Source organism: Streptococcus oralis, assembly GCF_003942585.1.
In the GTDB taxonomy this organism is placed as follows: domain Bacteria; phylum Bacillota; class Bacilli; order Lactobacillales; family Streptococcaceae; genus Streptococcus; species Streptococcus oralis_BE.
This window is the reverse complement of record NZ_RJNK01000002.1, coordinates 83,499-103,101: the sequence shown is the minus strand read 5'-3', so window position 1 is coordinate 103,101 and position 19,603 is coordinate 83,499. Positions and strand designations below refer to the sequence as shown.

The window sequence follows — 19,603 nt, the reverse complement described above, 5'->3', positions numbered from 1 at the left end:
CCTTTAATTGTGTTATAATGTTTCTATGACTATTATAACCTCAAAAGCCAATTCTGTGGTGAAAAATGCCAAGAAATTGCATCAAAAAAAATATCGAAAGTTTGCCTATTTGATTGAAGGCTGGCACTTGTTTGAAGAAGCTGTTCAAGCTGGGGTGAGGATTGAGAAAATCTTTGCTCTGGAAAGTCACCGAGATCAGTTAGCTGCTTTTCCTCAAACTGTCTGGGTTTCAGAGGAGATTTTGCGGGACTTAGCAGATACGCAAACCCCTCAAGGGATTGTCGCAGTTATTCAAAAAGAAGAAGTTGGACTGCCTGATCTCCATCAGGGAAAGTTTTTATTTTTAGAAGATGTCCAAGATCCTGGTAATGTGGGTACCATGATTCGGACTGCGGATGCTGCAGGTTTTACAGGGGTCATTGTTTCAGACAAGTCAGCGGATATTTACAGTCTCAAGACCCTGCGTTCTATGCAAGGCAGTCATTTTCACTTGCCCATCTATCGGATGTCTCTTGCTTCCTTTGTAGAAGAGGCTAAGAAGACTGCTATGCCCATTCTAGCAACGACCTTATCCAAAGAATCCAAGGACTATCGTGAGCTTTCTCCCTTAGAAAACTTTGCTTTAGTCATGGGAAATGAAGGACAGGGGATTAGTTCTGTCATGGCTGAGAGTGCTGATCAGCTGGTTCACATTGGCATGAAAGGCCGAGCAGAAAGTCTCAACGTGGCAGTTGCAGCAGGCATTTTGATGTTTTATTTCAGCTAATTTATAAAATCTTTGTTATAATCAAGACATATTTATAGAAAAAGGAGAATCAGAATGAATCAAACAATTATTCAAGAACGTTCAGGTCTCAATCAATTTTACGCTAAGGTTTATGCCTTTGTGGGGCTTGGGATTGGTCTGTCAGCTCTGGTGTCAGCTTTGATGTTGACAGTCTTTCAGTCCCAATTGATCTACTTGTTAATGCATGGCCGTCTCTGGTTGATGATTGCAACTTTTGCAGAACTTGGTCTGGTCTTTGTTGCAAGTAGCATGGCTGCAAAAAATAGCCCAGCAGCTCTGCCAGTATTTCTAGTATACTCCCTACTGAATGGCTTCACACTTAGCTTTGTCGTAGCTTTCTACACGCCGGGAACAGTTTTGTCAGCCTTTGTATCCAGTGCCCTACTCTTCTTTGTCATGGCGGCAATCGGAATTTTCACCAAGAAAGATTTGAGTGGAATGGGTCGAGCTCTGATGGCTGCGCTTGTCGGGTTAATTATTGCTATGGTCGTGAATATTTTCTTGGCTAGTGGCTTCTTTGACTACATGATTAGCGTAGCCATGGTCTTGGTTTTCTCTGGTTTGATTGCTTGGGACAACCAAAAGATTCGCTATGTTTATGAGCAGTCACGAGGGCAAGTAGCGACAGGTTGGGTCATTTCAATGGCACTCAGTATTTACCTAGACTTTATCAACCTCTTCCTTAGCATCTTACGCATCTTTGGTCGAAACGATTAAAAGTCTATAGAGTCAGTGTTCCAAAGAGCACTGACTTTTTCTTATTTACCCTTTTCTTTTCTTGGAAATAGGTGTATAATGCTTTTAATTAATTTTTTGAGGAGTAGCCTATGAAGAAAAGTTTTATCCAGCAACAAGAAGAAATTTCCTTTGTCAAAAACACTTTTACCCAGTATTTGAAAGATAAGTTAGAAGTTGTCGAAGTTCAAGGTCCTATCTTGAGTAGGGTCGGCGATGGGATGCAGGATAACCTTTCAGGTGTTGAAAATGCAGTAACTGTGAAGGTCTTGCAAATTCCAGATGAAACCTACGAGGTCGTTCATTCACTTGCTAAATGGAAACGCCATACCTTGGCTCGTTTTAGTTTCGGTGAGGGTGAGGGTCTGTTTGTTCACATGAAGGCCCTTCGTCCAGACGAAGATTCACTTGATGCGACCCACTCTGTTTATGTAGACCAGTGGGACTGGGAAAAAGTGATTCCAAACGGACAACGTAATATCGCTTATCTTAAAGAAACAGTTGAAAAGATTTACAAGGCTATTCGTCTGACAGAGCTAGCAGTAGAAGCTCGCTATGATATCGAATCGATCTTGCCAAAACAAATCACCTTTATCCATACAGAAGAGTTGGTAGAACGTTACCCGGACTTGACACCAAAAGAGCGTGAAAATGCAATCTGTAAAGAGTTTGGTGCAGTTTTCTTGATTGGTATTGGTGGGGAATTGCCTGATGGGAAACCTCATGATGGCCGTGCGCCTGACTACGATGATTGGACCACAGAGTCTGAGAATGGATACAAGGGACTGAATGGGGACATCTTAGTTTGGAATGAACCTCTTGGCTGTGCCTTTGAACTTTCCTCAATGGGGATTCGGGTAGATGAAGATACCCTTCGCCGCCAAGTTGCCCTTACAGGAGATGAAGATAGACTTGAGCTGGAATGGCATAAAGCCTTGCTCAACGGGCTCTTTCCACTGACTATCGGTGGGGGGATTGGACAGTCTCGGATGGCCATGTTCCTTCTTCGTAAGAAACACATCGGAGAGGTTCAGACTAGTGTTTGGCCGCAAGAAGTCCGCGATACGTACGAAAATATCTTGTAGGGAATCGAACCGTAAGGTTCGGTTTTCTTTCTCTTTTTGCCCATAATTTGGTATAATAAACGGTATGAAAATCGTATCAGGAATCTACAGAGGGCGTCCCCTCAAGACGCTAGAAGGCAAGACGACTAGGCCGACATCTGATAAGGTGAGAGGAGCTATCTTTAACATGATTGGTCCTTATTTTGAGGGTGGTCGTGTCTTGGATCTTTATGCAGGCAGTGGCGGTCTGTCTATTGAAGCTGTGTCAAGAGGCATGTCCCATGCTGTTTTAGTAGAACGGGATCGAAAGGCACAAGCTGTCATCACTGAAAATATCCAGATGACCAAGGAAGTTTCTAAATTTCAGCTCTTAAAGATGGAGGCTGAACGGGCCTTGGAGCAAGTGACAGGTCCCTTTGATCTGGTCTTTTTAGACCCTCCCTACGCAAAAGAACAAATAGTTGCAGATATCGAAAAAATGGCAGAGAGAAATCTATTCTCCGAAGAAGTCATGGTTGTCTGCGAAACCGATAAGTCTGTAGAACTCCCAGAAGAAATCGCCTGCTTAGGCATCTGGAAGGAAAAAATATATGGGATTAGTAAGGTGACAGTCTATGTCAGATAAAATTGGATTATTTACAGGTTCATTTGATCCGATGACAAATGGACATCTGGATATCATTGAGCGAGCCAGCAAACTCTTTGATAAGCTCTATGTCGGGGTGTTCTACAATCCCCACAAACAAGGTTTTCTCCCCGTTGAAAATCGCAAACGAGCAGTTGAAAAAGCCCTAGCACATTTAGGTAATGTAGAGGTGCTGGCTTCTCATGATGAATTGGTAGTCGAAGTTGCAAGAAGACTTGGTGCTAAGACCTTTGTCCGTGGCTTGCGGAATGCCGCAGACTTGCAATATGAGGCTAGTTTTGATTACTACAATCATCAACTGGCTCCAGAGATTGAGACTGTCTACCTACATAGTCGCCCAGAGCATCTCTATATCAGCTCGTCAGCCATGAGAGAGCTCCTGAAGTTTGGTCAGGAGATTCGGCAATATGTCCCAAACAGTGTTGTGGAGGAATTAGAACATGAAGAAAAAAACTAGATGGCCCTTATATGCCATCCTAGCGCTAGTATTGACGTTTTTGGCCTTTGTAGTACCTTTACCTTACTACATAGAAGTTCCAGGTGGAGCGGAAGATATTCGTCAAGTTTTGAAAGTCAATGAAACAGAAGATATAGAAGCAGGGGCTTACCAGTTTGTAACAGTCGGTATTCGGCATGCAACCCTGTCGCATCTTGTCTATGCTTGGCTGACTCCATTTACGGATATTAGAAGCGCTCAGGAGACTACGGGTGGCTCTACTGATGCAGAATTTATGCGGATCAATCAGTTCTACATGCAAACTTCTCAAAACATGGCCAAGTATCAAGGGTTAAAGACGGCTGGAAAAGATATTGAACTCAAGTATTTGGGAGTTTATGTCTTGACCGTGACGGACAATTCAACTTTTAAGGGCATTCTGAACATTGCAGATACCGTGACGGCTGTTAACGACAAAACATTTGACAGTTCAAAAGAGTTGGTCGACTATGTCAACTCTCAACAATTAGGGGACACTGTCAAAGTAACCTATGAAGAAGACGGAAAAGTCAAGTCTGCTGAAGGTAAAATTATCACTCTCGAAAACGGGAAAAACGGAATTGGGATTGGCTTGATTGACCGTACGGAAGTGACAAGTGACGTTCCAATTCGTTTTTCAACAGCTGGTATCGGGGGACCAAGTGCAGGTCTCATGTTTAGTCTAGCTATCTACACCCAGATAGCAGATCCAGGTCTGCGTAATGGTCGCGTCGTTGCGGGAACGGGAACCATTGATCGCGATGGAAATGTTGGCGACATCGGTGGAATTGACAAAAAAGTGGTTGCAGCCTCTCGTCAGGGAGCTAACATTTTTTTTGCTCCTGACAATCCAGTCACCGAGGAAGCAAAAAAAGCAGATCCCAATGCGAAAAGCAACTATGAAACAGCCCTAGAAGCTGCTAAAACGATCAAAACAGAGATGAAAATCGTTCCTGTTAAGACTTTGCAGGATGCGATTGATTACCTTAAAAACAATCCCTAATTCGTAGAAAAATTGAAAACTAGCGCGCAAGCGGATAAGATGGTATAATAGTCAAATGGTTCAATTATTATTCACTCTAAGTAGTCACATGCTCTTTATTTATTTGAGTTTTTACCTTTTGAAGGATCTTGTGAGATGGGAAAAAGTTTTAAAAGTGACCGCTACTAACACAAAAAAGGTTCGTTTGTTGGTAGGCTTCTTTAGCATTGTAATGGGCTACATCTTGAGTTCATTCTTTATCAGTTTGTACCAACTGTGGCAAGAAGCACTTAGAGGACTATTATAAAATCAAAAGTAAAGGAAACAACTATGGAAAAAATTGTGGTTCAAGGCGGAGATAATCGTCTGGTCGGGAGTGTGACGATCGAGGGAGCAAAGAATGCAGTCTTGCCTTTGTTGGCAGCGACTATTCTAGCAAGCAAGGGTAAGACAGTCTTGCAGAACGTCCCAATCTTGTCAGATGTTTTCACCATGAATCAAGTAGTTCGTGGTCTGAATGCCAAGGTGGACTTTGATGAGGAAGCACATGTTGTCGAGGTTGATGCGACTGGTGATATCACTGAGGAAGCTCCATACAAGTATGTCAGCAAGATGCGAGCATCCATCGTTGTCTTGGGACCAATCCTTGCTCGTGTAGGCCATGCCAAGGTATCCATGCCAGGGGGGTGCACCATCGGGAGTCGTCCGATCGACCTCCACCTCAAGGGTTTGGAAGCTATGGGGGCAAAAATCACTCAGGCAGCTGGTTACATCGAAGCCAAGGCAGAACGCCTGCACGGCGCTCATATCTACATGGACTTTCCTAGTGTCGGCGCAACACAAAACCTGATGATGGCAGCGACTCTAGCTGATGGTATGACAGTGATTGAAAATGCTGCGCGTGAGCCGGAAATTGTTGACCTTGCTATCCTTCTTAATGAAATGGGAGCCAAGGTCAAGGGAGCTGGTACCGAAACAATTACAGTGACTGGTGTCAAGGAACTCCATGGAACAACTCATAATGTGGTACAGGACCGTATCGAAGCTGGAACCTTTATGGTTGCGGCAGCCATGACTGGTGGCGATGTCCTCATTCGAGATGCAGTCTGGGAGCATAATCGCCCCTTGATTGCCAAACTTCTTGAAATGGGAGTTGAGGTGACGGAGGAGTCGGAAGGTATTCGTGTCCGTTCTCAACTGGAAAATCTCAAAGCTGTTCATGTAAAAACTTTACCACACCCAGGATTCCCAACAGATATGCAGGCGCAATTCACAGCTCTGATGACAGTCGCAAAAGGGGAATCCACCATGGTGGAAACTGTGTTTGAGAATCGCTTCCAACACTTGGAGGAAATGCGCCGTATGGGCTTGCACTCAGAGATTATCCGTGACACAGCTCGTATTGTTGGGGGACAGGCTTTACAGGGAGCAGAAGTTCTCTCAACGGACCTTCGTGCCAGTGCGGCCTTGATTCTGACAGGTTTGGTAGCGCAAGGTGAGACAGTTGTTGGTAAATTAGTCCACCTTGACAGAGGTTACTACCGTTTCCATGAAAAGTTAGCTCAGCTAGGAGCGAAGATTCAGCGAATCGAGGTAAATGATGAAGAATAAAAACTTACGCTATGTACTCCGTCGCTTACTGTTGATTTTTATCGTACTATTGCTAGGCTTTCTTGCTTTAGGAATCGGCTTGATGGTTGGCTATGGCATCCTTGGAAAGGGACAGGATCCATGGGCTATCTTGTCTCCAGCGAAATGGCAAGAATTGATTAGCAAATTTACAGGAAATTAGACTGGGAGACCAGTCTTTTTATAAAGAAATAAGGAGAAAAATGAACAAAAAAACGAGACAGGCCCTGGTAGGGTTACTTATATTCTTACTCTTGGCTGCTGGAAGCTATTATATCAAGCAGATGCAGTCGACATCAAACACGCCTAAAACCAAAGTTAGTCAGAAAAAACAAGCTTCAGAAGCTCCCAGTCAGGAGTTGGCTGAAAGTGTCTTAACTGAGTCAATCAAAAACCAAATTAAGGGTGGTCTAGAGTGGAATGGGGCAGGTGCCTTTGTTGTCAATGACAATAAAACCAATTTAGATGCCAAGGTTTCTAGTAAACCCTATGCGGATAATAAAACAAAGCCAGTCGGAAAAGAGACCGTCCCAACTGTTGCCAATGCCATCTTATCTAAAGCGACTCGTCAGTATAAGAATCGTGAAGAGACTGGAAATGGATCCACCTCTTGGACTCCACCAGGGTGGCATCAGGTCAAGAATCTAAAGGGGGCCTACACACATGCAGTTGATAGAGGACACCTGCTGGGCTATGCCTTGATAGGTGGATTAGATGGCTTTGATGCTTCTACCAGCAATCCCAAGAACATTGCAGTCCAGACAGCTTGGGCAAACCAAGCGCAGGCTGAGGATTCGACAGGTCAGAACTACTATGAGAGTTTGGTCAGAAAAGCCTTGGACCAGAATAAGAGAGTCCGTTATCGGGTAACTCTCCACTATGCTACGAATGAGGATCTAGTTCCATCCGCTTCACAAATCGAAGCCAAGTCTTCGGATGGCGAGTTGGAATTCAATGTCCTAATCCCCAATGTTCAAAAGGGGATCCAGCTTGATTACCGAACAGGTCAAGTCACGGTGACAAACTAGAAACAATCTACAAAAGAACAAAAATTGCTCCCTTGTCCGTCATTGATAAGGGAGCGATTGTATAAATTAGAAAATAATGTGATTCCTAGGCCGATTTATGATATAATGGAACACAAGATACTATTTTAGGAGAAAGACCATGGAAGACCCGAGCAGTCAGGATTTGTTACTGCAATTTGTACTTTTAGTTGTATTGACCTTTTTAAATGCCTTTTTCTCAGCCACCGAAATGGCGATGGTGTCACTAAATCGTGCCCGAGTAGAGCAAAAGGCAGAAGAGGGAGACAAACGTTACGGTCGTTTGTTAAAGGTACTTGAAAATCCTAATCACTTTTTATCAACGATTCAAGTTGGTATCACCTTGATTACCATCTTGTCAGGGGCCAAATTGGCGGATACCCTTGGACAAGTGATCGCATCTTGGATGGGAAGCGGAGAGACGGCTTACGCCATTGCAAGTTTTCTCTCTTTGGCAATCTTGACCTATATCTCCATTGTTTTTGGTGAGCTCTATCCTAAGCGGATTGCCCTCAATCTGAAAGATGCTTTGGCGATTCGAACAGCACCAATTATTATTGGTCTTGGGAAGATTGTAAGTCCCTTTGTCTGGCTGTTATCTGCTTCAACTAATTTATTGAGTCGTGTGACGCCAATGACCTTTGATGATGCTGATGAAAAGATGACACGTGATGAAATAGAGTACATGTTGACTAAGAGCGAGGAAACCTTGGACGCAGACGAAATTGAGATGTTACAAGGGATTTTCTCTCTAGATGAGCTGATGGCGAGAGAAGTCATGGTTCCTCGGACAGATGCCTTTATGGTGGATATTCAGGATGATAGTCAAACGATTATCCAAAGTATTCTAAAGCAAAATTTCTCACGTATCCCTGTTTATGATGGGGATAAGGACAATGTGATTGGTTTGATTCATACCAAGCGTTTGCTAAACGCTGCCTATGCAGATGGCTTTGAAAATATTGTCTGGAAGAAGATCTTACAAGATCCACTCTTTGTCCCTGAAACTATTTTTGTGGATGACTTGCTAAAAGAATTGCGAAATACCCAAAGACAAATGGCCATTTTGCTCGATGAATATGGTGGTATGGCTGGTTTGGTCACACTGGAAGACCTGCTGGAGGAGATTGTCGGTGAGATTGATGACGAGACCGATAGGGCAGAAATCGAAGTCCATCAAATCGGTGAAGACACCTATATTGCACAGGGAACCATGAATCTTAACGACTTCAATAATTACTTTGGTGTCGAACTAGAAAGCGATGATGTGGATACCATCGCCGGTTATTATTTGACGGGTGTTGGTACGATCCCAACAACTGAAAAAATTAGTTATGAATTAGTCAGCCAAAACAAGCAGATTATCCTAACCAATGATAAGGTGAAAAACGGGCGTGTTACCAAGGTAAAAGTTCAAATCACCGAAATAGAACCCGAAGAAGAAACCGAGTAAAACAGTGATTTTCGTCACTGTTTTTTATTCGCCCAAAAGATTTTCAAAGTTATCCTTATTTTTATCCGAAGAAAAAAACAAAAAAGCCCGATTTACGGGCTTTTCATTCGGTTAATTCCTGTTATTTCAGGTACTGAAAGGCGGTAGACGGATTTGAACCGACGATCAAGCTTTTGCAGAGCCGTGCCTTACCACTTGGCTATACCGCCTCAACGTTTATTATTATACCTTGAAAATGATTTTACGTCAATAGTTTCCTAATCGAAAATCCAATTTAGAAGCCTGCCCTTTCTGACTGGATAGAAAAATGGGGAGAGAAAACCTGAAAATCAGGCTTTATGGGCATTAAGTTTGCCTTATGACTTGATAGATAGCAAACAAAGAATAAAGAAACTTGATAAATGAAAGTTTTTTGTGGGTACACGCCTAAATATTCTGAAAATTCGTTTACTTTTTGAGAAATCTATGGTATAATTATCAATAAGCCTAAATTTTTTAAGAGGAGTTACATACGTGAAAAAAAGTAGAATATTTGTTACAGCAGGGGTTGCTTTATTAGCAACTGGAGTACTAGCTGCTTGCGGTTCTTCAAAATCATCTGATTCAACAGCACCAAAAAATTATGGTTATGTTTATACAGCTGATCCGGAAACATTGGATTACCTGATCTCAGGGAAACAAAGTACTAAGGTTGCCACTTCAAATGGTATCGATGGTCTCTTCACAAATGACAAATATGGGAATTTGACTCCTGCAGTTGCAGAAGACTGGTCAGTCTCAAAAGATGGTTTGACTTATACCTACAAGATTCGTAAAGGTGTCAAATGGATGACATCTGATGGAGAAGAGTACGCTGAAGTTACTGCTAAGGACTTTGTAAATGGTTTGAAACACGCAGCTGACAATAAATCAGCAGCTAAGTATCTAGCAGAAGATTCAGTTAAAGGTCTAGCTGACTATATTGCTGGAAACAATAAAGATTTTTCTTCAGTCGGTGTGAAGGCAGTTGATGATTATACCCTTGAATACACTTTGAATAAACCAGAACCATACTGGAATTCTAAGTTGGCCTACTCAATCTTCTGGCCATTGAACGAAGAATTTGAAAAATCAAAAGGGGCTGACTTTGGTAAAGCAACTGACCCTACATCCTTGCTTTACAATGGACCATTCTTGCTGAGAGGTTTGACTGCTAAGTCATCTATCGAATTTGTGAAGAATGAAAACTATTGGGATAAAGATAATGTTCATCTTGATAAAGTAACCCTTGCTTTCTATGATGGGTCAGACCAAGAGTCAATTGAACGTAACTTTACAAGTGGAGCTTATAGCTATGCTCGTCTTTACCCAACAAGTTCAAACTACTCTAAAGTAGAAGAGACTTACAAAGACAACATTTACTACACTCCATCAGGACCTGGTATTGGTGGCTTGGGCGTGAATATTGACCGTCAAGGTTACAAATACACTTCTAAGACAACTGACGAAGAGAAGACTTCTACTAAGAAAGCTCTTCTTAACAAAGATTTCCGTCAGGCCTTGAACTTTGCCTTTGACCGTACTTCTTACTCAGCACAAATTAATGGTAAAGAAGGTGCTCCTCTTGCAGTTCGTAACCTCTTTGTGAAACCAGGGTTTGTCTCTGCAGGTGAAAAAACTTTCGGTGACTTGGTAACTGAAAAGATGGCTGCTTATGGTGATGAATGGAAGAACGTAAACTTTGCTGATGGTCAAGATGGACTCTTCAACGCCGATAAAGCTAAAGCAGAATTTGCCAAAGCTAAAACTGCATTGGAAGCTGAAGGTGTGAAATTCCCTATCCACTTGGATATCCCAGTAGACCAAACTTCTAAAAACTATATCGCACGTATCCAATCTTTCAAACAATCCGTTGAAAAAGTACTTGGTGAAGATAATGTGGTTATCGATATCCAACAAATCACAGCAGATGAACTACAGAATATTACTTACTACGCGGCTAGCGCAGCGGCAGAAGATTGGGATCTCTCAGGTGCTGTTGGATGGAACCCTGACTACGAAGATCCATCAACTTACCTTGATATCTTGAAGACAACGAATGCTGAACAAACAAAAACATACATGGGTTACGAAGGCGCAGATAATGCTGCAGCAGCTCAAGTTGGTTTGAAAGAATACGATAAGCTAGTTGATGAAGCTGCTAAAGAAACAAGTGACTTGAATGTTCGTTATGAAAAATACGCGGCTGCACAAGCTTGGTTGACAGATAGCTCACTCTTCTTACCAGCTATGTCATCAAGTGGTGCTGCACCAATCATTTCTCGTGTTGTGCCATTCTCTGCATCATATAGCCAATCTGGAGATAAAGGCTCAGATGTATACTTCAAGTATATTCAGTTGCAAGACAAGGTTGTAACCAAAGCTGACTATGAACAAGCTCGTGAGAAATGGCTCAAAGAGAAAAAAGAATCAAACGAAAAAGTTCAAAAAGAATTGGCTAATCACGTTAAATAAATAACTCTCAAGAGAACTTTCTCTCCATGAGGAGAAGGTTCTTTTGGGATTTTAAAAGGAAACGATATGAAGAAATATATTTTTATGCGTGTATTGCGTTCATTGGTGTCTATCTTCTTGGTGACAACCTTGACCTACACGATTATCTATACGATGGTTCCTCGAAAACTGATTTTCAAGCAGGATACCAACTATAACAAGATTGCAACGACGCCAGATAAACGGGATAACTACGAAAATACCGTTTATGAGCGGATGGGCTATATTGAGTACTACGATACCAAGGAGTTGCAAGAAAAAGCGAGCACAATGGACTCATCTGTAACAGTGGATGCCAATGAGACTAACAAGGCAATCTACGAAAAATACATCAACCAACTCGGTAATGGTTGGACACTCGGTGTATTCTCAGAAAGTGGTCAATTCTATGCTACGCGTGAAATTCCGATTTTTGAACGTGTTTTCAAATTCTACTCGAACTTGCTCGACATTGATCATACAAACAAGATTCAAGACCCTGAAAATCCAAACTTGGAACGCTATCTTCGTTTTGAAAATGACCCTGCTATTGGTTGGTCATTGGTTGGTTCAGGTACAAAACATAAATACCTTTTGTATTTCAACAATCAATTCCCATTTGTACACCAAAACTTTGTGAACATTAACTTGGGAGACTCTTACCCAACTTATGCGAACACACCAGTGCTTCAAGTTATCACACAAGGTCAAGGACAAACTAAGACATCGGAAGTTCAATTCCCTACGGGTAAAAAGACTTCCTCTGTAGATATTTACTCTCGTACCTACAAGTCGCCAAGTCAAGCAGATGCGCGTGAGGTAGCTAACTATGGTAAAGACGATCCATATACAGCTACAGAAAGCAATTATCAATATCCATCAATGATTGCAAGCTCGGCTGTTGCTGGTTTGATCGGTTTGATTATTTCTTATGCTATCGCAATTCCTCTTGGTTCTGCTATGGCTCGCCACAAGAATACTTGGATTGACAGCTTCTCTACAGGTGCCCTAACCTTCTTGCTTGCTCTTCCAACGATTGCCTTGGTTTACATCGTACGCTTGATTGGATCTTCGATCGGGCTTCCAGACTCATTCCCTATCTTGGGTGCTGGAGATTGGCGTTCTTATGTCTTGCCAGCAGTTATTCTAGGTTTGCTAGGAGCACCAAGTACGGCTATCTGGATCCGTCGTTATATGATTGACTTGCAATCTCAAGACTTTGTTCGTTTTGCGCGTGCAAAAGGTTTGTCTGAAAAAGAAATTTCAAACAAACACATCTTTAAAAATGCCATGGTTCCTTTGGTTTCAGGTATTCCTGGTGCCGTTATCGGGGTTATCGGTGGTGCAACATTGACAGAAACCGTCTTCGCCTTCCCAGGTATGGGTAAAATGTTGATTGACTCTGTTAAGGCATCAAACAACTCAATGGTAGTTGGTCTTGTCTTTATCTTTACATGTATCTCTATCTTCTCACTCTTTGTAGGAGATATCTGGATGACCATGCTTGATCCACGTATTAAATTGACAGAGAAAGGAGGCAAATAATGTCAACAATCGGAAAAGAAAAATTTCAGTTCGTAAAACGTGACGATTTTGCCTCTGAAACAATTGACGCCCCTGCCTATTCATACTGGGGTTCTGTATTTAGACAGTTTCTAAAGAAAAAATCAACAGTCGTTATGTTGGGGATTTTGGTTGCCATTATCTTGATGAGCTTTATTTATCCAATGTTCTCAGATTTTGACTTCAACGATGTAAGTAAGGTGAATGACTTTAGCGCTCGTTTTATCAAGCCCAATGCCGAACATTGGTTTGGTACAGATAGTAATGGTAAATCCTTGTTTGATGGGGTTTGGTTTGGTGCGCGTAACTCTATCCTTATCTCTGTAATTGCCACTTTTATCAACCTTGTAATTGGGGTCATTGTTGGTGGAATTTGGGGAATTTCAAAATCTGTTGACCGTGTCATGATGGAAGTTTATAACATTATTTCAAACATTCCATCTCTCTTGATTGTCATTGTCTTGACTTACTCAATCGGTGCTGGTTTCTGGAATCTGATTTTTGCCATGAGTGTGACAACTTGGATTGGGATTGCTTATATGATTCGTATCCAAATCATGCGTTACCGTGACTTGGAATACAACCTTGCTTCTCAAACACTTGGGACACCAACCTTTAAAATCATCGTTAAAAATATCATGCCACAATTGGTATCCGTTATTGTTTCTACGATGACCTTGATGTTGCCAAGCTTCATCTCTTATGAAGCCTTCCTTTCCTTCTTTGGATTGGGATTGCCTGTAACAGTGCCGAGTCTGGGACGCTTGATCTCAGATTACTCACAAAACGTTACGACCAACGCTTACTTGTTCTGGATTCCATTGACAACCTTGATCTTGGTATCTCTATCTCTCTTTGTTGTTGGTCAAAACCTAGCGGATGCTAGTGATCCACGTACACATAGATAGGAGTAGACATGACAAAAGAAAATAATGTAATTTTGACTGCTCGTGATATTGTCGTGGAATTTGACGTTCGTGACAAAGTTCTGACGGCTATCCGAGGAGTTTCTCTGGACCTTATTGAGGGAGAAGTTCTTGCCTTGGTAGGAGAGTCAGGTTCTGGTAAATCTGTATTAACAAAAACCTTTACAGGGATGTTAGAAGACAATGGACGTATTGCCCAAGGAAGTATCGACTATCGTGGACAAGACTTGACAGCCTTGACTTCTAACAAGGAATGGGAGAAGATTCGTGGTGCTAAAATTGCGACCATCTTCCAAGACCCTATGACAAGTTTGGACCCAATCAATACAATCGGTAGCCAAATCACTGAAGTTATCGTTAAACACCAAGGAAAAACAGCCAAGGAAGCCAAAGAGATGGCAATCGACTATATGAACAAGGTCGGAATTCCAGACGCTGAAAAACGTTTTGACGAGTATCCTTTCCAATATTCTGGAGGGATGCGTCAACGTATCGTTATCGCGATTGCCCTTGCATGTCGTCCAGATATCTTGATCTGTGACGAGCCAACAACGGCTCTTGATGTAACCATTCAAGCGCAAATCATTGATTTGCTTAAAACTTTGCAAAACGAGTACCACTTTACCATTATCTTTATCACCCATGACCTTGGTGTGGTAGCAAGTATTGCCGATAAAGTAGCGGTTATGTATGCTGGGGAAATTGTAGAATACGGAACCGTTGAGGAAGTATTCTACGACCCACGTCATCCCTATACTTGGAGTCTCTTGTCTAGCTTGCCTCAGCTTGCTGATGATAAAGGGGAATTGTACTCTATTCCAGGAACACCACCGTCTCTTTATACTGAGTTGAAAGGTGATGCCTTTGCTCTTCGTTCAGATTATGCGATGCAAATTGACTTTGAACAGAAAGCACCTCAGTTTTCAGTCACTGATACTCACTGGGCTAAGACTTGGTTGCTTCATGAGAATGCTCCTAAAGTTGAAAAACCTGGGGTCATTGCAGATTTGCATGGCAAGATTCGTGATAAAATGGGCTTTGCTCATCTAGAAGACTAGGAGGAAGGAAATGTCTGAAAAATTAGTAGAAATTAAAGATTTAGAAATTTCCTTCGGTGAAGGAAGTAAGAAGTTTGTCGCGGTTAAAAACGCCAACTTCTTTATCAACAAGGGAGAAACCTTCTCTCTTGTTGGTGAGTCTGGTAGTGGGAAAACAACGATTGGTCGTGCCATTATTGGTCTAAATAATACCAGTAAAGGAGAGATTATCTTTGATGGGCAGAAAATTAATGGGAAAAAATCTCACAAGGAATCATCAGACTTGATTCGTCGTATCCAGATGATTTTCCAGGACCCTGCAGCTAGCTTGAATGAGCGTGCGACAGTTGACTATATCATCTCTGAAGGTCTTTACAACTATCACTTGTTCAAAGATGAAGAAGATCGAAAAGAAAAAGTTCAAAAGATGATTCATGAAGTTGGGCTTTTGAAAGAACACTTGACCCGTTACCCACATGAGTTTTCTGGTGGTCAACGTCAGCGTATCGGGATTGCCCGTGCCCTTGTGATGGAGCCTGATTTCGTTATTGCAGATGAGCCAATCTCTGCCTTGGACGTATCTGTGCGTGCGCAAGTTTTGAACTTGCTCAAGAAGTTCCAAAAAGAGTTGGGCTTGACCTATCTCTTTATCGCACATGACTTGTCAGTTGTTCGCTTTATCTCAGATCGTATCGCGGTTATCTATAAGGGAGTTATCGTCGAAGTGGCGGAGACAGAGGAGTTGTTTAACAATCCTGTCCACCCATATACTCAAGCCCTTCTATCTGCTGTACCGATTCCAGATCCAATCTTGGAACGCAAGAAGGTCTTGAAAGTTTACGATCCTGATCAACATGACTATGAGACAGATAAGCCATCTATGGTGGAAATTCGTCCAGGTCACTATGTTTGGGCCAATCAAGCAGAACTTGCTCGTTACAAGGAAGCTCTTAAAAAATAAACAGATTAGGAGAGGACCGAAAGGTCTTCTCATTTTTAATAGAAAAAATCCCCTTTTACTAGCTTGTAAAAGGGGAATTGTATTATAATTAACGTTTAGACCAAGTGCGTTTCATAAAGAGTAGCAAAATTGGGTAAATCTCTAAGCGGCCTGCAATCATTGCAAATGAGAGCAGGATTTTAGAGATGGGACTGAAGATGGCAAAACTAGAGGTTGTACCTAGAATAGGTCCGATATTGTTAAAGCAACTGAAGACCGAACTGGTCACGACTAGAAAATCATTGCTATCAAGACTGACGATAAAGATGAGAGAGAGTATAATCATCACGTAGATGGCAAAATATTTAAGAATCTTGTGCTGGGTATCCTTGTCAATCACAGTTTTGTTGACATGTAGAGTCAAAACACGGTGAGGGGATAAGATAGACAAAATCTGATTTTTTGCGATTTTTGAGAGAATGAGTCCTCTGATCACTTTGAGACCACCTGCGGTTGAGCCAGCTGATCCACCGATTCCCATGAGGAAGAGGAGGATAAACTGGGAGAAGAGAGGCCAGTTGGTAATATCTCCGTAACCAAAACCTGTTGTCGTGATGATATTGGAAACCTGGAAGAAGGCCATTTCAACACTCTTAGAGACACCTTGGTAGAGGTGGAGGGTGTTGAGGGTAATCAAGCCTGTAGACACTAGGACAATAATCACATAAGCCCGCAGTTCTTCATCTCCAAAGAAAGCCTTAACCCGACGGAGCATGAGGTAGTAGTAGAGATTGAAGTTAACCCCAAAAACCAACACTCCGATACTAACTAGATAGGTGATGAGTGAGCTACCGTAGTGGGCAATTCCGTCGTTATAGACGGTAAAGCCCCCAGTTCCTGCTGTTCCCATAGCGATGACAAAACTATCATAGAGAGGCATGCCTGCTAGGTAGTAGATAACCACAAAAAGGGAGAAGAGAGCTAGATAAAGCAGATAGAGGATCTGGGCAGTGTTTTTTAGTTTGGATACGACCTTGCCAAAGACAGGTCCAGGAACCTCAGCCTTCATCACCTCTAAGTGACTATTTTTGGCATTGTCCATAATAGCAAGTGCGAAAACAAGCACCCCCATCCCTCCAATCAAGTGGGTGAAACTTCTCCAGAAGAGGAGGGAACGAGTGAGAACGGAAACATCTGTTAGGATAGTAGCACCAGTCGTTGTAAATCCAGAACTGATTTCAAAGAAGGCATCGATGACGCTTGGGATTTGTCCTGAAAAGACAAAAGGGAGGCTACCAAAGAAAGACCATAGAATCCAACAGAGGGCAACAATTAAGACCCCTTCCTTGGCATAAATCCGTTGATTTTTCGGTTTCCGTAAAACGCCTAGACCACCGAGAAGGACTAAAATTCCAACCGTAGAAAAGAGAGCGATAAATACTTGACTGGATTCTTGGTAATAGGTTGCTACACCAACAGGTACTAGAAGGAGAACAGCCTCAATTAAGAGAAGTTTTGAGAGGAGGTAACGAATCATACTTTTATTCATTTTTTACCTCTCAATCAAATCATAAATCTTGGTGATGTTTGGCAATAAGGTCGTCACGAGTAACTTGTCTCCCACCTCAAGCATATCCTCTCCAGTAGGGAAGATTGTTTTTCCTTTTCGGATAATGGCTGCGATGAGAACACCTTTTTTTAATTTTAGATGCGAAAGTGGCTTGGCAGTCATTTTATTAGCTTCCTTGATATGGAATTGCAGGGTTTCAATTTGACCGTTTGCTAGATGGTGCATGGCTTGAAGGTCTGAATACTGAGCGTTTACTCGACCACGGATAAAGTGCATAATGGTATCCACTGCGATGCTTTTTGGTGTGATAATACTTGAAAAATCAGGCGCGTGGATAATCTCTAGAAGGCTTGTTCGGTTGACCTTGGTGATATTTTTATGGACGCCAACACGGTCAAGAAACATAGAGGTGATGATATTTTCCTCATCAACCCCAGTCAAGGTTGCGACTGCATCATAGTGGGGAGCACTTTCTTCAAGCAGAATATCTTTTGCAGTTCCATCTCCTTGGACAATATAGAGATTGGGGAACTTTTCGCTGAAGAAACGAGCTCTTTCAGGATTGATCTCGATGACCTTGGTGTCGATGCGGCTGTCTTTCAAAATGCCAAGTAGATAATAAGCGATTTTTCCAGCTCCAACGATAAGCAAGCTTTTCACTGCACGTGATTTGAAATAGTTGTGGAAAAGCATCATATCCACACGATTTCCTGTAACAAAAATCCGATCCTTGTCCTGGATAGTGACATCACCACTTGGAATCATGAGTTGATGGTCTCTTTCCATAGCACAGACAATGATGTTGCCAAATTTTTTACGGAAGTCTGAGATTGGCATTTGACAGAGCCCGCTAGAATCTTTGATAACAAACTCCATTAGGCTGACACGGCCTCCAGCAAAACGCTCAACTGAGAGGGCATTAGGGAAATCGATGATATTTGAGATGGCACGGGCTGCTAAGAGTTCTGGATTAACGATAAGTGAAAATCCAAGAATATTTTTCTCTTTAAAATAGGTATTAGAGTATTCAGGATTTCGCACTCGAACGATGGTTTCTTTAGCGCCCATTTTTTTAGCCAGTACCGCTGAAATCATATTCACTTCATCGTATTCAGTTAGAGCGATAAAGATATCACACTCTTGGACACCGGCTTGCTCTAAGATAGTAAAGTCGGCACCATTTCCAAGGAGGCCCATGATATCAAAGCGACTGACAATATGGTTCAGTACAGCTTCATTTTGCTCGATGAGGACAACGTCATGTTTTTCTGCAACTAGTGAACGACAGAGGGCAAAACCGACTTTTCCTCCACCAACAAGGACAATTTTCATATAAAAAACCTACTTTTTCATGATGTAACTATCATACCCTTTTTTAGCAAAAAATGCACTTGTCAAGCCGATTTTTAAGGGAAGAAAGGCCTTTTTCAAGTTTCTGAAGATAAATCTGCTTATCTTCTATAAAAAAATCTCTCGGATGAAGCGATTTTACTCTTTTACTATCCCTTTTCGGAAATGGAATGGCCGAACATGAAAATATCATCAAAAAAAGTAAAAAAATCAAGTCGTTTCTATTGACATTGATTCTGAAAGTGTTATACTAAGAAAGTAGTTTCGCTGATTTACTTCAAACCTGTTGTGAGGTAAGTTAACGATGCCTTAACCACGCTGTTTGCTGAGCTTGACTCCGGGCAGTGTGGCTATTTTTTTGCAATGATAAAAGGAAGCCAATTATGACAAATCACATTGTTTTATTTGAACCTCAGATTCCACAAAATACTGGTAACATTGCGCGTACTTGCGCTGCGACCAATTCTCCCCTCCACATCATCAAGCCTATGGGCTTTCCTATCGATGATCGCAAGATGAAGCGAGCTGGTTTGGATTATTGGGACAAGTTAGAGATTCATTTTTATGATAACTTGGCAGACTTTATGTCTCAGATAAAAGGGCAAGTCTATCTGATTTCGAAATTTGCAGAGAAGGTGTACTCTGAGGCAGATTTATCGACTGACGAAGACCATTATTTTCTCTTCGGACGTGAAGATAAGGGCTTACCTGAGGACTTTATGAGAGAACATCCTGAGAAAGCACTCCGCATTCCCATGAACGATGAACACGTCCGCAGCCTCAATGTTTCCAATACGGTCTGCATGATTGTCTATGAAGCGCTTCGTCAGCAGAATTTCGCAGGTTTGGAACTCGTTCACACCTATGAAGCAGATAAATTGAAATAATC

Annotated in this window: 19 protein-coding genes and 1 tRNA gene; 17 read left to right on the top strand and 3 right to left on the bottom strand. The window is 42.0% G+C overall.

The window, feature by feature from the left end; all coding sequences use genetic code 11:
• The first annotated feature begins 25 nt into the window (after positions 1 to 25).
• The 11 genes from D8862_RS04030 to D8862_RS03980 all read left to right on the top strand — a co-directional run bounded on the left by D8862_RS04030 (position 26) and on the right by D8862_RS03980 (position 8,817).
• Complete coding sequence (locus tag D8862_RS04030) at positions 26 to 766, top strand: TrmH family RNA methyltransferase (RefSeq protein ID WP_125448788.1); 741 nt, start codon at positions 26 to 28, stop codon at positions 764 to 766.
• 54 nt (positions 767 to 820) lie between these two features.
• Positions 821 to 1,504: a Bax inhibitor-1/YccA family protein gene (locus tag D8862_RS04025; protein WP_125448787.1), complete on the top strand. Its 684-nt coding sequence runs from the start codon at positions 821 to 823 to the stop codon at positions 1,502 to 1,504.
• Positions 1,505 to 1,614: 110 nt separating this feature from the next.
• Entirely contained in the window at positions 1,615 to 2,607 is a 993-nt protein-coding gene (asnA, locus tag D8862_RS04020; protein WP_125448786.1) for an aspartate--ammonia ligase, read from the top strand.
• A 64-nt stretch (positions 2,608 to 2,671) separates the two neighbouring features.
• Entirely contained in the window at positions 2,672 to 3,211 is a 540-nt protein-coding gene (rsmD, locus tag D8862_RS04015; RefSeq protein ID WP_125448785.1) for a 16S rRNA (guanine(966)-N(2))-methyltransferase RsmD, read from the top strand.
• Positions 3,201 to 3,689 carry a pantetheine-phosphate adenylyltransferase gene (gene coaD / locus D8862_RS04010; RefSeq protein ID WP_125448784.1) on the top strand — a complete coding sequence of 163 codons (489 nt, stop codon included), beginning with the start codon at positions 3,201 to 3,203 and terminating at the stop codon, positions 3,687 to 3,689. Before rsmD ends, coaD begins: the two co-directional genes overlap by 11 nt.
• Positions 3,673 to 4,710, top strand: a complete 1,038-nt coding sequence (locus D8862_RS04005) for a SepM family pheromone-processing serine protease (RefSeq protein ID WP_125448783.1) — start codon at positions 3,673 to 3,675, stop codon at positions 4,708 to 4,710. Before coaD ends, D8862_RS04005 begins: the two co-directional genes overlap by 17 nt.
• A 55-nt stretch (positions 4,711 to 4,765) precedes the next feature.
• A complete protein-coding gene (locus tag D8862_RS04000) occupies positions 4,766 to 4,996 on the top strand; it encodes a DUF1146 family protein (RefSeq protein ID WP_009444432.1) in 231 nt (76 codons plus the stop codon).
• 23 nt (positions 4,997 to 5,019) lie between these two features.
• Positions 5,020 to 6,300 (top strand): UDP-N-acetylglucosamine 1-carboxyvinyltransferase, encoded by a 1,281-nt coding sequence (gene murA / locus D8862_RS03995; RefSeq protein WP_125448782.1) that lies wholly within the window; start codon positions 5,020 to 5,022, stop codon positions 6,298 to 6,300.
• Positions 6,287 to 6,481 (top strand): DNA-directed RNA polymerase subunit beta, encoded by a 195-nt coding sequence (locus D8862_RS03990; protein ID WP_000977280.1) that lies wholly within the window; start codon positions 6,287 to 6,289, stop codon positions 6,479 to 6,481. The genes murA and D8862_RS03990 overlap by 14 nt, the downstream gene beginning before the upstream one ends.
• Before the next feature lie 40 nt (positions 6,482 to 6,521).
• Positions 6,522 to 7,346, top strand: coding sequence for a DNA/RNA non-specific endonuclease (locus D8862_RS03985; protein ID WP_125448781.1), 825 nt, complete (start codon positions 6,522 to 6,524; stop codon positions 7,344 to 7,346).
• Positions 7,347 to 7,485: 139 nt separating this feature from the next.
• Entirely contained in the window at positions 7,486 to 8,817 is a 1,332-nt protein-coding gene (locus D8862_RS03980) for a hemolysin family protein (protein ID WP_125448780.1), read from the top strand.
• Positions 8,818 to 8,955: 138 nt separating this feature from the next.
• On the opposite strand, the gene D8862_RS03975 is transcribed toward D8862_RS03980, so the two are convergent.
• A tRNA-Cys gene (locus D8862_RS03975) sits at positions 8,956 to 9,026 on the bottom strand.
• Positions 9,027 to 9,330: 304 nt separating this feature from the next.
• On the opposite strand from D8862_RS03975, the gene D8862_RS03970 reads away from it, so the two are divergent.
• The 5 genes from D8862_RS03970 to D8862_RS03950 all read left to right on the top strand — a co-directional run bounded on the left by D8862_RS03970 (position 9,331) and on the right by D8862_RS03950 (position 15,815).
• Complete coding sequence (locus D8862_RS03970; RefSeq protein WP_125448779.1) at positions 9,331 to 11,310, top strand: peptide ABC transporter substrate-binding protein; 1,980 nt, start codon at positions 9,331 to 9,333, stop codon at positions 11,308 to 11,310.
• A 66-nt stretch (positions 11,311 to 11,376) separates the two neighbouring features.
• Complete coding sequence (locus D8862_RS03965; RefSeq protein ID WP_125448778.1) at positions 11,377 to 12,873, top strand: ABC transporter permease; 1,497 nt, start codon at positions 11,377 to 11,379, stop codon at positions 12,871 to 12,873.
• Positions 12,873 to 13,799 carry an oligopeptide ABC transporter permease OppC gene (gene oppC / locus D8862_RS03960; RefSeq protein WP_084948444.1) on the top strand — a complete coding sequence of 309 codons (927 nt, stop codon included), beginning with the start codon at positions 12,873 to 12,875 and terminating at the stop codon, positions 13,797 to 13,799. Before D8862_RS03965 ends, oppC begins: the two co-directional genes overlap by 1 nt.
• 8 nt (positions 13,800 to 13,807) lie before the next feature.
• The gene (locus D8862_RS03955) at positions 13,808 to 14,875 is read left to right on the top strand and encodes an ABC transporter ATP-binding protein (protein WP_125448777.1); all 1,068 of its coding nucleotides are present in this window, start codon (positions 13,808 to 13,810) and stop codon (positions 14,873 to 14,875) included.
• Positions 14,876 to 14,885: 10 nt separating this feature from the next.
• Positions 14,886 to 15,815 carry an ATP-binding cassette domain-containing protein gene (locus D8862_RS03950; RefSeq protein ID WP_125448776.1) on the top strand — a complete coding sequence of 310 codons (930 nt, stop codon included), beginning with the start codon at positions 14,886 to 14,888 and terminating at the stop codon, positions 15,813 to 15,815.
• 88 nt (positions 15,816 to 15,903) lie between these two features.
• Here the strand turns inward: D8862_RS03950 and D8862_RS03945 are convergent, their stop codons facing one another.
• Positions 15,904 to 17,343, bottom strand: coding sequence for a TrkH family potassium uptake protein (locus tag D8862_RS03945; protein WP_125448775.1), 1,440 nt, complete (start codon positions 17,341 to 17,343; stop codon positions 15,904 to 15,906).
• A 3-nt stretch (positions 17,344 to 17,346) separates the two neighbouring features.
• Positions 17,347 to 18,696: a Trk system potassium transporter TrkA gene (trkA, locus tag D8862_RS03940; protein ID WP_125448774.1), complete on the bottom strand. Its 1,350-nt coding sequence runs from the start codon at positions 18,694 to 18,696 to the stop codon at positions 17,347 to 17,349.
• Between the two features lie 401 nt (positions 18,697 to 19,097).
• On the opposite strand from trkA, the gene D8862_RS03930 reads away from it, so the two are divergent.
• On the top strand, positions 19,098 to 19,601 hold the full coding sequence (locus tag D8862_RS03930) for a tRNA (cytidine(34)-2'-O)-methyltransferase (protein WP_125448773.1): 504 nt from the start codon (positions 19,098 to 19,100) through the stop codon (positions 19,599 to 19,601).
• Positions 19,602 to 19,603: the final 2 nt, after the last annotated feature.